The 13905-nt window shown below is 60.3% G+C and carries 15 protein-coding genes and 1 riboswitch; of the genes, 2 read left to right on the top strand and 13 right to left on the bottom strand.

Annotated features, from left to right (window positions below):
• Window positions 1-83: 83 nt before the first annotated feature.
• The 11 genes from IP85_RS09095 to IP85_RS09045 all read right to left on the bottom strand — a co-directional run bounded on the left by IP85_RS09095 (window position 84) and on the right by IP85_RS09045 (window position 11429).
• Complete coding sequence (locus tag IP85_RS09095; protein ID WP_054149358.1) at window positions 84-365, bottom strand: DUF2160 domain-containing protein; 282 nt, start codon at window positions 363-365, stop codon at window positions 84-86.
• A 10-nt stretch (window positions 366-375) separates the two neighbouring features.
• Window positions 376-1194, bottom strand: coding sequence for a carbohydrate ABC transporter permease (locus IP85_RS09090; RefSeq protein ID WP_054149357.1), 819 nt, complete (start codon window positions 1192-1194; stop codon window positions 376-378).
• Window positions 1195-1205: 11 nt separating this feature from the next.
• Window positions 1206-2072, bottom strand: coding sequence for a sugar ABC transporter permease (locus IP85_RS09085; protein ID WP_054149356.1), 867 nt, complete (start codon window positions 2070-2072; stop codon window positions 1206-1208).
• Between the two features lie 3 nt (window positions 2073-2075).
• Window positions 2076-3146, bottom strand: coding sequence for an ABC transporter ATP-binding protein (locus IP85_RS09080; protein ID WP_054149355.1), 1071 nt, complete (start codon window positions 3144-3146; stop codon window positions 2076-2078).
• An 11-nt stretch (window positions 3147-3157) separates the two neighbouring features.
• A complete protein-coding gene (locus tag IP85_RS09075; protein ID WP_054149354.1) occupies window positions 3158-4237 on the bottom strand; it encodes an ABC transporter ATP-binding protein in 1080 nt (359 codons plus the stop codon).
• Window positions 4238-4288: 51 nt separating this feature from the next.
• The gene (gene glpD / locus IP85_RS09070) at window positions 4289-5800 is read right to left on the bottom strand and encodes a glycerol-3-phosphate dehydrogenase (RefSeq protein WP_054149353.1); all 1512 of its coding nucleotides are present in this window, start codon (window positions 5798-5800) and stop codon (window positions 4289-4291) included.
• A 91-nt stretch (window positions 5801-5891) separates the two neighbouring features.
• Complete coding sequence (locus IP85_RS09065; protein WP_054149352.1) at window positions 5892-6680, bottom strand: DeoR/GlpR family DNA-binding transcription regulator; 789 nt, start codon at window positions 6678-6680, stop codon at window positions 5892-5894.
• A 74-nt stretch (window positions 6681-6754) separates the two neighbouring features.
• Window positions 6755-7738, bottom strand: a complete 984-nt coding sequence (locus IP85_RS09060; RefSeq protein ID WP_245280841.1) for an iron ABC transporter permease — start codon at window positions 7736-7738, stop codon at window positions 6755-6757.
• A gap of 80 nt (window positions 7739-7818) precedes the next feature.
• On the bottom strand, window positions 7819-8775 hold the full coding sequence (locus tag IP85_RS09055; RefSeq protein WP_054149350.1) for an ABC transporter substrate-binding protein: 957 nt from the start codon (window positions 8773-8775) through the stop codon (window positions 7819-7821).
• Window positions 8776-8795: 20 nt separating this feature from the next.
• Entirely contained in the window at window positions 8796-9590 is a 795-nt protein-coding gene (locus IP85_RS09050) for an ABC transporter ATP-binding protein (RefSeq protein WP_054149349.1), read from the bottom strand.
• A gap of 201 nt (window positions 9591-9791) precedes the next feature.
• Window positions 9792-10023: riboswitch (cobalamin riboswitch) on the bottom strand.
• 122 nt (window positions 10024-10145) lie between these two features.
• Complete coding sequence (locus IP85_RS09045) at window positions 10146-11429, bottom strand: NAD(P)/FAD-dependent oxidoreductase (RefSeq protein WP_054149348.1); 1284 nt, start codon at window positions 11427-11429, stop codon at window positions 10146-10148.
• 121 nt (window positions 11430-11550) lie between these two features.
• Between IP85_RS09045 and IP85_RS09040 the strand changes: the two genes are divergently transcribed.
• A complete protein-coding gene (locus IP85_RS09040; RefSeq protein WP_054149347.1) occupies window positions 11551-11754 on the top strand; it encodes a hypothetical protein in 204 nt (67 codons plus the stop codon).
• 81 nt (window positions 11755-11835) lie between these two features.
• On the top strand, window positions 11836-12660 hold the full coding sequence (locus IP85_RS09035; protein ID WP_054149346.1) for a manganese catalase family protein: 825 nt from the start codon (window positions 11836-11838) through the stop codon (window positions 12658-12660).
• 435 nt (window positions 12661-13095) lie between these two features.
• On the opposite strand, the gene IP85_RS09030 is transcribed toward IP85_RS09035, so the two are convergent.
• Both IP85_RS09030 and IP85_RS09025 read right to left on the bottom strand, forming a co-directional pair.
• Entirely contained in the window at window positions 13096-13275 is a 180-nt protein-coding gene (locus IP85_RS09030) for a hypothetical protein (protein ID WP_054149345.1), read from the bottom strand.
• A 13-nt stretch (window positions 13276-13288) separates the two neighbouring features.
• On the bottom strand, window positions 13289-13834 hold the full coding sequence (locus tag IP85_RS09025; RefSeq protein ID WP_054149344.1) for a DUF4142 domain-containing protein: 546 nt from the start codon (window positions 13832-13834) through the stop codon (window positions 13289-13291).
• Window positions 13835-13905 lie beyond the last annotated feature (71 nt).

The raw sequence follows: 13905 nt of genomic DNA, 5'->3' as shown, positions 1-13905 counted from the left end.
TATGTCCTCCCTAAGGTTGCGATTGCATTCGGTTTGCAGTCTCGAGAATGGCGACCTCCCGCCGCCATCCCGTCTTTTCTGCTCTAGACGTAGCGGAAAACGCCGATGGCGTAGACCACGGACAGAGCAAGAGCCCACCACAGGTTCGGTCCAACGAGACCGAGCCAAGCGAGATTGATGAAAGCCGACCCGAGCAGCGACACGAAAAGGCGGTCACCGCGGGTCGTCTCGAAGCGTAGAATGCCGGTTCGCGGATTGCCGCCCGGGGACAGATATTCCCAGACCGCCATCGACAGGATCAGGCACAGAATCACGATGAAGAAGATCGCGGTCGGCGTGGTCCATGCCATCCAAGTGAAATCCATCGAACCCTCCTCAGACCCGGCCCAGGGCAAAGCCCTTGGCGATGTAATTGCGAACGAAATAAATGACGAGCGCCCCGGGTATGATCGTCAGTACCCCGGCTGCTGCGAGCACACCCCAGTCCATGCCCGAGGCCGAGACCGTGCGCGTCATGATAGCTGCGATCGGCTTGGCATCCGTCGTCGTCAGCGTGCGAGCGATCAGGAGCTCCACCCAGGAGAACATGAAGCAGAAGAAGGCGGCGACACCGATGCCGGATGCGATTAGCGGCATGAAGATCTTCACGAAGAACTTCGGGAAGGAATATCCGTCGATATAGGCCGTCTCGTCGATTTCCTTCGGCACGCCCGACATGAAGCCTTCCAGGATCCACACGGCGAGCGGCACGTTGAAAAGGCAGTGTGCAATGGCGACGGCGATATGCGTGTCGATCAGGCCGAAGGCGGAATAGAGCTGAAAGAAGGGCAGCGCGAAGACAGCCGGCGGTGCCATGCGGTTTGTCAGCAGCCAGAAGAACAGATGCTTGTCACCGAGGAACCTGTAGCGCGAGAAAGCATAGGCTGCCGGCAGCGCGACGGCAACCGCGATCACGGTGTTCAGGCACACATAGATGATCGAGTTGATGTAGCCCTTGTACCACGACGGATCGGTGAAGATCACCGCGTAGTTGGCAAGTGTCGGATTGACGGGCCAGAGCGAGAAGGCGCCCGTGATCTCCGCATTCGTCTTGAAGCTCATGTTGACGAGCCAGTAGATCGGCAGCAGCAGGAAGATGATGTAGATCGTCGGAACCAGGAAGCCGAGACCGGTGCGGTTATCAGTGCTTTTCATCGGTATCTCCCTCAGCCCTTCGCGTCACTGTTGGTCATGACGGTGTAGAAAACCCAGGACAGAGCCAGGATGATCAGGAAGTAGATGATCGACATGGCAGCCGCCGGGCCGAGGTCGAACTGGCCGACCGCCATCTTGACGAGGTCGATCGACAGGAAGGTGGTCGAATTGCCGGGGCCGCCGCCGGTCAGGACGAAGGGCTCGGTGTAGATCATGAAGCTATCCATGAAGCGCAACAGCACGGCGATCAGAAGCACCCGCTTCATCTTCGGCAGCTGAATGAAGCGGAAGACGGACCAGCGCGATGCGCCGTCGATCTTGGCTGCCTGGTAATAGGCATCCGGGATCGAGACGAGACCGGCATAGCAGAGCAGCACGACAAGGCTCGTCCAGTGCCAGACATCCATCACGATGATGGTGACCCAGGCGTGGATCGGGTTCTGCGTGTAATTATAGTCGAATCCGATGGCGTTCAGCGAATAGCCGAGAAGACCGATGTCGACGCGACCGAAGACCTGCCAGATGGTGCCGACGACATTCCACGGAATAAGCAGCGGCAGCGCCATCAGCACGAGGCAGACCGGAACGCCTAGTCCGGTTTTCGGCATGTTGAGCGCGATGAAGATGCCAAGCGGCACCTGGATCGCAAGAATGATCATGGAGAAGATCAGGTTGCGTCCAAGCGCATCCCAGAAACGGTCCGACGACAGGATGTCGGAAAACCAGTCGGTACCGGCCCAGAAGAACTGGTTGTTGCCGAATGTATCCTGGACGGAATAGTTGACGACGGTCATCAGCGGGATGACGGCCGAGAAGGCCACCAGCACCAGGACCGGGACGACCATGAACCAGGCCTTGTTGTTCCAGGTTTTTTCCATGGGTCAGCCCTCCATGCCTACGCGCCAGGAATCGGCGAAGATGCCGAGACCTTCGGGGACGAATGTGATGCGGGGATCGGCGGGAATGTCTGCATCTTCGGGCACGACAACGGACAGCGACTGGTCGGCAAAGCGGGCGCGCACGATCTTCTGTCGACCGATGTCCTCGACCTTGTCGATGGAGATCGGCATGCCTTCCCGTCCGAGGCGGATGAATTCAGGCCGGACACCGAGCTCGATCTTGCTCTGACCGGAGAGCTTCGGTGCGCCCGGCAGGTTGATCGCCTGATCACCAATCATGGCGGTTGCGCCGCTCACCTTTGCCGGCATGACATTCATACCAGGAGAACCGATGAAATAGCCGACGAAGGTGTGGCTCGGCCGCTCGAAGAGTTCGGCGGGCGTCCCGATCTGCACAATCTGACCGTCATACATGACGACGACCTTGTCGGCGAAGGTGAGCGCCTCGGTCTGGTCATGGGTGACGTAAACCATGGTGAAACCCGACTGGCGGTGCAGGCGCTTCAACTGAGAGCGCAGGACCCACTTCATGTGCGGATCGATGACCGTCAGCGGCTCGTCGAAGAGGATCGCGTTAACGTCGGAGCGGACGAGGCCACGGCCGAGGGAGATCTTCTGCTTCTGGTCTGCCGTCAGGCCTTGCGCCTGCTTGCGGGCCATGGGCTGCAGGTCGATCATGTCGAGGATCTCGTTGACCCGCTTGTTGACCTGATCTTCGGGGACATGGCGGTTGCGCAGCGGAAAGGCCAGATTGTCGTAAACCGTCATGGTGTCGTAGACGACCGGGAACTGGAAGACCTGGGCGATGTTGCGAGCGGCCGTTGGCAGGTTGGTGACATCAACGCCATCGAATTCGATGCGGCCGTCGGACGGATGCAACAGGCCGGAGATGATGTTGAGCAGGGTGGTCTTGCCGCAGCCCGAGGGCCCAAGCAGCGCATAGGCGCCGCCATCGTCCCATTCGTGATGGACTTCCTTCAAAGCGTAGTCTCCGGCCGCACGGGCTGCGGGAGAGTAGGCGTGGCGGATGTGGTCGAGGTTGATGCGTGCCATGACGTTGCTCCTCACGCGGCCATTTCGGCCGGCGCGCCGAGCGCCCTGCCGTCGGCGCCGAACGCCATCAGGTGACGGGTATCGATGAAGACATCGATCTCGCGATCGGGATCGATGTCGTGGATGCCATGGGCCAGGCACACCCAGCGGGCGGTGCCGTATTCGACATGGATGAAGCTCTCCGAGCCTGCGATTTCGGAAACCAGCGTCCGCGAGCGCATCGGCAGGGCGCCCGGCAGGGCGGCAAGCAACAGGTGATGCGGGTGGAAGGCGACCGTGACGGGGCCGTCCGCGATCGATGCCAGATGGCCAGGCACCGCCAGAACTGGCTGGCCGTTCAGTTCGAAGCTTGCGCCCCGCTTGACCAGCGCGATGGTGTTGAGCGGCGGATCGGCGAAAGTTTTGGCGGCCAGGAGGTCCAATGGGCGGCGATAGACGTCGATCGTCTGACCGAACTGGGTGATCCGACCTTCTGACAGCGTGGCGGTGTTGCCGCCGAGCAGCAAAGCTTCAGATGGTTCGGTTGTCGCATAGACGAAAATCGCACCGGATTCGGCGAAGATCTTCGGAAGCTCTTCGCGCAGTTCCTCGCGCAGCTTGTAGTCGAGGTTGGCGAGCGGTTCATCCAGCAGCACTAGGGTGGCGTTCTTGACGATGGCACGGGCCAGCGCCGTACGTTGCTGCTGTCCACCGGACAGGTTCAGCGGTGTGCGATCGAGATAGGGCGTCAGACGCAAGAGATCGGCAGCCTTGCGAACCTCGCGATCGATTGTGGCCGCATCCTTGCCGGCAACCCGCATCGGCGAGGCGATATTTTCGTAGACCGTCAAAGCCGGATAATTGATGAACTGCTGGTAGACCATCGCGACATTGCGCTTCTGGACCGGCATGCTCGTGACATCCCGACCGTCGAAATGGACGGCTCCGGAAGTCGGCTTGTCGAGGCCTGCCATCAGGCGCATCAGGGATGTCTTGCCCGAAAGGGTGGGCCCGAGCAGGACATTGAGCGTACCCCGCTGCAATGTCAGATCGGTCGGGTGAATGTGATATTCACCTCCCGCCATTTTCGAGACTTTACGCAGTTCCAACATATGTCCTCGGGCCTCCTCCAAACCGTCGGTCTTTATCCGTGAGATGGGCGATCAGGCCGCCGCCAGCATCCCCAGATAGGCATCCAGCCCCTTCGCCTCCTCCGGCGTCAGGAATAGACCCTGTTTCGTTCGGCGCCACAGCACGTCTTCGGCCGTAACCGCCCATTCCATTTCCACCAGCCAGCGAACCTCCGCCTCGTATAGCGTGCCGCCGAAATGGCGTCCGAGATCGGCCGCGCTCTTCGCCTTGCCGAGGATCGCTCTTGAATCTGTGCCGTAGCAGCGAATCAGGCGCTCGGCATGGATGCGATCCAGGAAGGGATAGGCTTTGATTAGTCCGTCGACCGCCGGCTCGAAGGCCGTGGCCGAGAAGTCACCACCCGGCAGACGGCTACCCGCCGTCCAAGAGGTGCCTTTTTCGCCGATCGCTTCACCGATCTTTTCCAGCGCATGTTCGGCCAGACGACGATAGGTGGTGAGCTTGCCGCCGAAGACATTGAGCAAGGGGGCGTCGCCGCTGTTGCCCTCGACCTTCAGCACGTAATCGCGCGTCGCCTCCTGAGCCTTCGAGGCGCCGTCATCGAAAAGAGGACGCACGGCCGAATAGCTCCAGACGATATCGTCTGGGCGCACCGGTTCCTGGAAATATTCGCTTGCCGCATCGCAGAGATAGTTCACCTCTTCGGGGCTGATGCGAACGTCCTTCGGGTCTTCGGTGAAATCACGGTCCGTCGTGCCGATCAGGGTGAATTCACCCTCATAGGGGATGGCGAATATGATGCGGTTGTCGGGGTTCTGGAAGAAGTAGGCGCGTGGATCGGTGAACTTCTTGCGAACAACGATATGGCTGCCCTGTACGAGGCGAACATTGTGCACATTGTTGCGGCCGAAGGCACCGGCCAAAACCTGATCGACCCAAGGGCCGGCCGCGTTGACCAGCATGCGGGCCTTGTGAGTGACGACGGAGCCGTCGCGCTGCGACTTTGTCGTGACGACCCAGTGGCCGTCTTCGCGATGGGCCGAGACAACACGGTTACGGCTCAGGATCGTTGCGCCGCGGATCTGTGCATCACGGGCATTGAGAACGACCATGCGCGCGTCATCGACCCAGCCGTCCGAATATTCGAACGCCTTCGAGAAGACCGGCTTCAGAGGCTTTCCGGCCGGATCGCGGCGCAGATCGAGCGTCTTGGTCGGCGGAAGCAGCTTTCGGCCACCGAGATTATCGTACAGGAAAAGGCCCAGGCGAATGAGCCAGGCGGGGCGAATGCCGCCCTTCTGGAAGGGCAAAACGAACCGCAAAGGCCAGATCACATGCGGCGCCATGGCCCAGAGGACTTCGCGCTCCATGAGCGCTTCGCGCACCAGGCGAAACTCGTAGTGCTCGAGATACCGAAGACCACCATGGATGAGCTTCGTTGCGCCCGAGGAGGTGCCGGAGGCGAAATCGTTCATTTCAGCCAAGGCAACGGAGTAACCACGGCCGGCCGCGTCGCGCGCGATCCCGCATCCGTTGATCCCGCCGCCGATCACAAAGAGATCGTAAATTGGCTGCCCCGACATCGTTCCTCCGCATGTTCGCACCTGCAGCATTTACTGCTATTGCGAAAGTCCAGCTATCTTTTTCGAAATTTAAACGAATGTCAAACGAAAGTTATTCCGCCGCCAGATCGCGGTCGACCGGCGCGGTTTCGATGATCCTGACATCGCGCTCGGCGCAAATGTCCCGGATGCTGCTGGACGGACAATGATCGGTGATAAAGGTTTGAACTTGCGAAATATGCCCGATGCGGACCGGCGCGGTGCGCTCGAATTTTGATGAGTCGGAGACCAGAATGACATGCCGCGCGTTGGCGATGATGGCCTGGGCGACTTTCACTTCGCGGAAATCGAAATCGAGCAGTGCACCATCTTCGTCGATCGCAGAGACGCCGATAACTGCGAAATCCACCTTGAACTGACGGATGAAATCCACGGCCGCCTCGCCGACGATACCGCCGTCCGAACCACGAACCACACCGCCGGCGATCACCACCTCGATCGAGGGATAGACACGCAAGCGATTGGCAACATTGATATTGTTGGTGATGACCATCAATTCCCTGTGGTCAACAAGCGCTTCGCCCACGGCTTCCGTCGTGGTGCCGATGTTGATGAAGAGGGAGGAATTATCCGGGATCAGGTTGGCGGCGGCACGGCCGATCGCCTGCTTCTCCCCGGCCGCCATCGAACGGCGCGCCTCGTATTTAACGTTTTCGTTTCCGCTCGGAAAGACGGCGCCACCGTGGATACGGTTGAGTGCGCGTGCGTCGCAAAGGTCGTTCAGATCCTTGCGAATGGTTTGTGGCGTGACCGCGAAGCGCGCAGCGAGCTCGTCCACCAGAACGCGGCCCTGCTCCTTGGCCAGCGTCATGATCTCGGCCTGTCTCGCGGAGAACATCATGCCGCCCCCTCCCCCTATTTCGTTTTTTCTTCAGTCTAGGCAAAAACGAAACAGGAGCAATAGGCAGGCTCCAACTATCGCCGTCGCAGGAGAAGAATGAAAGCGAGCCCGCCTGCCAGACCGGTAATCACCCCGATCGGGACATCCTCGGGCGCCATGATCGTGCGCGAAACGATATCGGCCAGAATGAGGATAACGGCACCGGCCAACGCCGAAAGGGGAATGACCCTGATATTGTCGCTGCCGGCGGTCAGGCGGACAAAATGCGGAACCAGCAGGCCCACAAAGCCGATGGCACCCGAAAAGGCGACCATCACACCAGTCAGAAGCGCGGTGATCACAAAAAGCTCCGCGCGGAACCGGGCGACGGGAATGCCGAGCGTCGCTGCCGTCTCATCACCCATGGCCATGGCGTTGATTTCCCGGGCGCGAACGACAAGGAAGACGAGGCAAACTGAAAGCACCGCCACTGGATAGAGAAGATGCGACCATTGGGCGAGGCCGAGCCCTCCCAACATCCAGAAGACCACCGTGTGAGCGGCGCGCGGATCGCCGAGGAAGATCGCAAGATTTCCGAGCGAGGTCGCCACGAAAGCGATGGCCACACCGGTCAATACGAGACGATCGGCGCCCGCGCCGGTGAAGCGCGTCACGGTGACGACCGCGAGCGTTGCAGCCAAGGAACCGCCGAAGGCAAAGAGCGGTACGGTGACCAGGCCGAAGACAAGGCCGGTGTGGAGAAGGGCGATAATCGCACCCAGGGCACCGCCGGATGAGACGCCGAGCAGATGCGGATCGGCCAGTGGATTGCGGGTTACCGCCTGCAGGACAGCCCCTACCGTCGCGAGGCCGGCCCCCACGAGGCCAGCCAGGATGACGCGCGGAAAGCGAACGTCCCAGACGATGCTCTCGCGACCGGGCGACCATGTCACTTCAAATGTACCGGGTGCGAGTTTGTTGGCCACGATCGACCAGACAGTGCTGACCGGAATGGGAGCCGAACCCAGGGACACGCCAGCGGTCAGGCAGAGGGCCAGCAGCACGATAGCCAGACCCATCCAGAGAAACATCCGACCGTGCATCATTCTGCCTTGAATTTCGTGCTGGGCGGGACCGGTTCGCGGTCCCGCCTTGAGGGTTACATGTTGCGCGGATGGAAGGTGTTCGCGAGCCGCTCGATCGCCTGGACATTGCGCGGCCCAGGCGTTGCCTCAACATATTCCAGGACCACAAAGCGATCCTGCTTGACGGCATCGAGGTTCTTGAAGGCCGGGTTTTCCTTCATGAACGAGATCTTCTGTTCGGCCGTGACATCGCCATAGTTGACGATGACGACGACTTCCGGATTGCGCTCGATGACCGGCTCCCAGGACACCTCCGTCCAGCTCTTTTCGACGTCTTCCATGATATTCACGCCGCCTGCGGCTTCGATCATCGCGGTCGGAATGCCGAAGCGACCCGAGGTGAACGGCTTTTCGGTGCCGGAATCATAGACGAATACGCGGACCGGCTTTTCGATGCCGCCGATGCGGGTGGTGATTTCGTCCAGTTGCTTGCGGTAGCCAGCCACCAGGGCCTCGGCGCGGTCCTCGACGTCGAAGATCTTCCCGAGGTTCAGCAGGTCGATGAACATGTCGTCCATGGTCGGCTTGTTCTTCGCCATGATATGGATGCAGGATTCGGTGAGTTCATAGACCTTGATCTTGAAGGGCTCGAGCGTTTCGGGCGTCACCTCGCCGCCGACCTTCATCCCGTAGTTCCAGCCGGCAAAATAGAAATCGGCATCGGCGTTCAGCAGCACTTCCTTGGTCGGGTATTTCGGCGAAAGCTCGGGCAACTCCTTCACGCCGTCCCGCAGCCCCTCATCCAGCGTCTTCCAGCCGGAGATCCCGGTATAGCCGACCATGCGGTCCTGCAGTTTCAAGGCCAGCATCATCTCGGTCAGGTTTACGTCATTCGAGATCGCGCGCGCCGGAGGTGCGTCGAACGTGACGTCGCGATCGCAGCTCTTGACCGTCACAGGATAGGCAAATGCCGATGAGGCGGCGAAGACCGAAGCAAAGAGCGTGGCAGACAATAGAAGACGGGAAGCCATAGTGGCGGATCCTTTCAAAATCAGGTCAAGGCAAGGGAAAAGGAAAAACGATGGGACCGAGCGCCCTCCGCCTGTTGACGGGCGGCGAGGACACCGAAGGTTCCGGACAGGGCCTGTTCGGTCAGAACAGCTTCCGGTGGGCCGAACGCATTCATCCGGCCGCCATGCATCAGGGCAATATGCGTTGCAAACTCGGCGGCGAGGTTAATGTCGTGCAGCGTCGTGATGATCGTCAGGTTCAAAGCGCCGAGCAGATCGAGGATCTCGAGCTGGTGACGGATATCCAGATGGTTGGTCGGCTCGTCGAGTATGAGGATTTCAGGCTTCTGCGCCAGCGCACGCGCCACCAGGACACGCTGCTTCTCACCTCCCGACAAGGTCGAGAACTGCCGGTTCGCCAGCCGCAGCAGATCGAGATGGTCGAGCGCGTGCTCTGCTTCGGCCCGGTCTTCTTCGCTCCAGCCCGCAAGGCCTTCGCGCCAGGGAACGCGCCCCATCATCACCACGTCGCGGACGGTGAACGGGAAGTCGCCCGGCATTTCCTGCAGAACGACCGCCACCCGGCGGGCAAGTTGGCGGGCACTCATCTGCCAGATATCCTGACCGCCGACCTCGACGCGCCCCTCTAGCGGACTGACACCGCGATAGAGGCAGCGCAGAAGCGTGGTCTTGCCAGCCCCGTTCGGCCCGACGATTGCCAGCCGGTCGCCTGCATCGAGGGAGAAGGAAACGCCTCGGACCAAAAACTGGGATGACTTCGGCCCCCAACCGATATCGGTGACCCGGATCGGGCAGCCCTTGCTGGTACAGCTCATGGGCGGGCCTCATCGAACGACGAAACGTCGAGCGTTACGCCATGGCCAAGGCCGATCGCCCGTCCCTGCGCTTCATGATCTGGAAGGAAATGCATGCCAGTCCTCCGCAGGATTTCTCCGGAGGCAAAATGGCATGTGGTCGGCGCGCCAGACGGCGCAGCGCAAAAGCCAGTTCGTATCCATCGGAACACCCCGTCCGCTTCGTTTTCTTCACTTGACGGCAGGTCTCCTGGCTCGCGGATATGCGCTTTCCATTTGCCTTCCCACGGTGACCCGCAGTGGCCCGGCGCTTTCACGCCGCGAGAATGGACAGCAATCCGCTTACAGTTGCGGGGGCAGCCACGGTCTTGGTCCCTATTGGGTCGTCCTCACCGTGTTCCCTATTAATCCCCTCGGAGTCATCCGGCGGGGAACCGTCACTGCTTGCATAGGACCTGCAGCCCCTGGCGGTCAAGCCTGGATCTTTTCGTTATGTAATATCGTTACGTCTATAGATCCGAATCCGGGTTGTCCACCTTCAAAGCGCATCCGCCCTCAGATTCTCAACGGAGGTCATTACCTCTCAGGGGCAACGAAGTTCTCATCGATCAGACGCGCGCCTCTCTGCCGGGTGGTGTAGCGCCAGATCCACTGAACACTGACAAGCAGGCGTTTCTCGAAATTGACCAGCAGATAGACATGGACGATGGCCCAGAGCAGCCAGGCGAGACGGCCCTTGAGCTGCCAGGAGCCGAAATCGAAGATGGCTGCGTTTCTTCCGATGACCGCCGTGTTGCCGCGATTACGGAAACGGAAGTCTGGCACAGCCGCTCCTTTCAGGAGGTTGGCCTTGAGCGCTTTGCCGAGGAACGTCCCCTGCTGTTTGGCCACCTGTGCGAGCGCGGGCAATGCTTCGCCATTTTCTCCCAAAGCCAGCGCGGTATCGCCGATGGCGTAGACCCCGTCCATGCCATCAACCGAGAGGTCGCACGCAACCGGCAAGCGCCCGCCCGGGCCCGGCGAAAGGCCAAGCCATTCCGCGGCCGGCGATGCTTTGACCCCGGCTCCCCAGACGATGCAGCTCGCCGGCAGGAAAGCATCCTTGACCTTAACGCCCTCGGCAGTCACGTCTTCGACAGGCGTGTTCAGCCTGATATCCACGCCGATGTCGCGCAGATAGTCGGCCGCATAGGTCGAGAGATTTTCGGGGAAGGTTGCCAGAATACGCGGACCGGCCTCGACGAGGACGACGTGAAGTTGCTCTGGTCGCAGGCTACGGAAATCACGATCAATCATGAATCGACCGAGTTCTGAAATGGCGCCGGCCATTTCGACGCCGGTCGGGCCGCCACCGATGACGACGCTGGTCAACAGGCGGCGCATCTCTGCCTCATCCTGGCTTCGCTCGGCCTGCTCGAAGGCGAGCAGGAGGCGGTGACGAATCTGGCGGGCTTCGTGAATCGATTTCAGCCCCGGTGCATGTTTCTGCCAGTCCTGATGGCCGAAATAATTGTACTGCGAGCCGGTCGCGAGAACGAGGCGGTCGTAGGAGATCGCTGCGCCATCGGCGAGAGAGACTGCGCGGGCGTCCGTATCGATCGACACCACCTCTCCCATCAGCACGTGGATGTTGTCCGATCGTCCCAATGTACGGCGGATCGGCTCGGAGATATCCGCAGGCGAAAGCGCTGCCGTCGCGACCTGATAGAGCAATGGCTGAAACAGATTGTGATTGCGCCGGTCGATCACGGTCACGTCGACTTCTGCGTCTGCCAGAGCCTTTGCGCAGGCAAGGCCTCCAAAACCTGCGCCGACGATCACGATGCGCGGCCGGCTCCCGATACTGGATCGTTCTTCCATCATCACCTCACTGTCTGCGCGAATTGTTCCGGGACAACCTGAAGGTGTCCGGAATGTTCCTGGGGAACTGTTCGCAGTCGGGACGGTTGGTCACGGAGAGCTCAAGAAGAGGAGACCCAAGATGGGCATGAACGCACCGAAAGATGGCGAGCCGGGAACAACGGATCAGTCGCCCCGCTGGGAAGGACCGCAGGAGAATCGACCGACGGGATATCTGCCGGCCAAGGACAATCCTAAGGTCGACCGGGATGCCGTGGGCGAAAATTTGCAGGACCCGGAAAAGCGAAATCTCGGCGATTCGCTGAAGACCCGCGACGACCAATAACCCCACTCCTGATGGTCAGAAAATCAGGAACAAGCCGGTAGGGTCCTTTTTAGGCAACCGTCAAACACGAGGAAAGATGCGATGTTCTATACCGACAACAAGTTGCAATATCCCGTCCGAGTTGAGACCCCGGACCCTCTGTTTGCCCGCGCCCTACAGCAGGCGATCGGAGGCGTGGAAGGAGAAATCCGCGTTGCCATGCAGTATTTCTTCCAGGCCTGCGGCGCCCGGGGCAACCCGAAGTTTCGCGACCTGCTGATGAACACAGCAGCGGAGGAACTGGGGCATATCGAGATGCTCGCAACGGCAGTTGCCATGAACCTGGAAGGCGCGCCCCTGTCACTCAAGGAAGAGATCGCGGCCGATCCAGTCGGTGGCGGGGTTCTTGGCGGCATCAACCTCAAGAACCTTCTCTCGGCGGGGCTCTCTGCCATGCCGGTGGATTCGGACGGTGTGCCCTTCGACATGTCGCACATCTATGCGAGCGGCAATATCGCCGCCGACATGACCGCCAATGTTGCTGCGGAATCGACCGGACGCGTCCTTGCTACACGCCTTTACACCATGACGAACGATCCGGGCATGAAGGACATGCTGTCCTATCTCATCGCCCGGGACACCATGCACCAGAACCAGTGGATGGCGGCACTGGAGGAGTTGGGCGGGCCGACAGGCGTGTTCCCGATTCCGAACAGTTTCCCGCAGGAACAGGAAAAGCAGGAGTTCAGCTATGCATATCTCGGATTTCAGCAGGACGGCAGCGCAGCTGCAGCCGGGCGTTGGTCCGAGGGACAGTCGGTCGATGGCAAGGGACAGTTCGTGTCCCAGCCGATGCAATCTCTCGGCCCCAAGCCGGATCTGGGACGAGCGAAACCCAACAGCGGCGCTCAGACCGAGCAGCTCTGATCTCGCGAGTCATAGGCCGAAAATTCTTTGTTCCATAAATGGAACAAAGCTTCTCATTACCGGTTCATAGAGGAGATCATTGGTCCTCCCCCCGCCCCCCGGCCGCCCCAAGGGCGCCTACCTGAACCCCGCTTCGGCGGGGTTTTTTTTGGGGATTTGCATCAGATGGATCCCCTCGACGCGCTACCGCGAGACTGGCTGGAATCAGCCTCGGAGGGAGCGGCTGCCGAAGGCCTATTGCTGAACACTGTGGGGGGGATAATCCTTGTTGTCCTCATTGTCCTGGATGCCCCCGCCGCCCAGTGCGTAAACGCTGGCAGCGAGGATCACGAGGAGGACGACAAGAGCCAGAAGGCGTGGGGGGGACATAGCTTTTGCTCCTTATGGGAGTTGTTTGGGTGGGGCGCGACTTCCCTCTGCGTTACCCGTTTGGCGTTATGGTGTGCTGATGTCTCCGGTTGCGCTGGGCGGCACGTCCGGCACGGGCGCGTGACGCGTGGGGGCGTCAGTGGGAGCGGTCTCGGTCACCTCCTGCTGAAATTCGGCCATCAGTAGCATCACGATAGCGACGAGGATTGCGCCCAAGAGGGCGGCGAGTTGCCATGTTCTACTCATCTACAGCCTTCAATCACGGATTGGTTTGGGATTGCGCTCTGACCTTGTGCATTCGGACCAGCGGGTAGTTGGCAATCGCATAGGTCTTCAGACTTCCGGCTGATCCATGATCGGCATAGGCGCCCAGCAGCCTGATGGCCTGATCATGCGCCTTCATCTGGGAGGACATATAGGCGGGGTCGAACTGGCTCTCCTCTGCCTGTTCCAGCGCGGTGAGCGTTTGCTTCTGCTCCATCGACAGTTCGAGAACCATCGCGATCGAATCGGCCTTGGCGGCTTCGGTCAACTGCTCCTGCGCACGCTTGTGGTCGTCCAGCAGGGTGCTGGCGAAAGCCCTTACCTGCTCGTCCTGGCTTCGCTTCAGAGCGAGTTCCGCAGACAGTATTTGGAACTCGTTGGTAGCGGCGGCCCGTTGCGCGAAGCCTTTGGGGGCCAATGCTTCAGTCTCCGCAGAAGCCTGGGGGGTCGGCAGCTGCTGGATTGGTGCCGTCTGCTGGGCCGTTGCCGTGGAGACAAGGCAAAGTGCCGTTGCGGCTGCGAGCGAAATGGAACGTGTCATGATCGTTCTCCTTGAACAATGGGGTCAAAGGTTCAACCCGTCAGCCTTCAAACCGTTCCAACACATGCACG

Source organism: Rhizobium sp. AAP116, assembly GCF_001295785.1.
Lineage (GTDB): Bacteria > Pseudomonadota > Alphaproteobacteria > Rhizobiales > Rhizobiaceae > Allorhizobium.
This window is presented reverse-complemented; position numbering and strand designations above follow the sequence as displayed.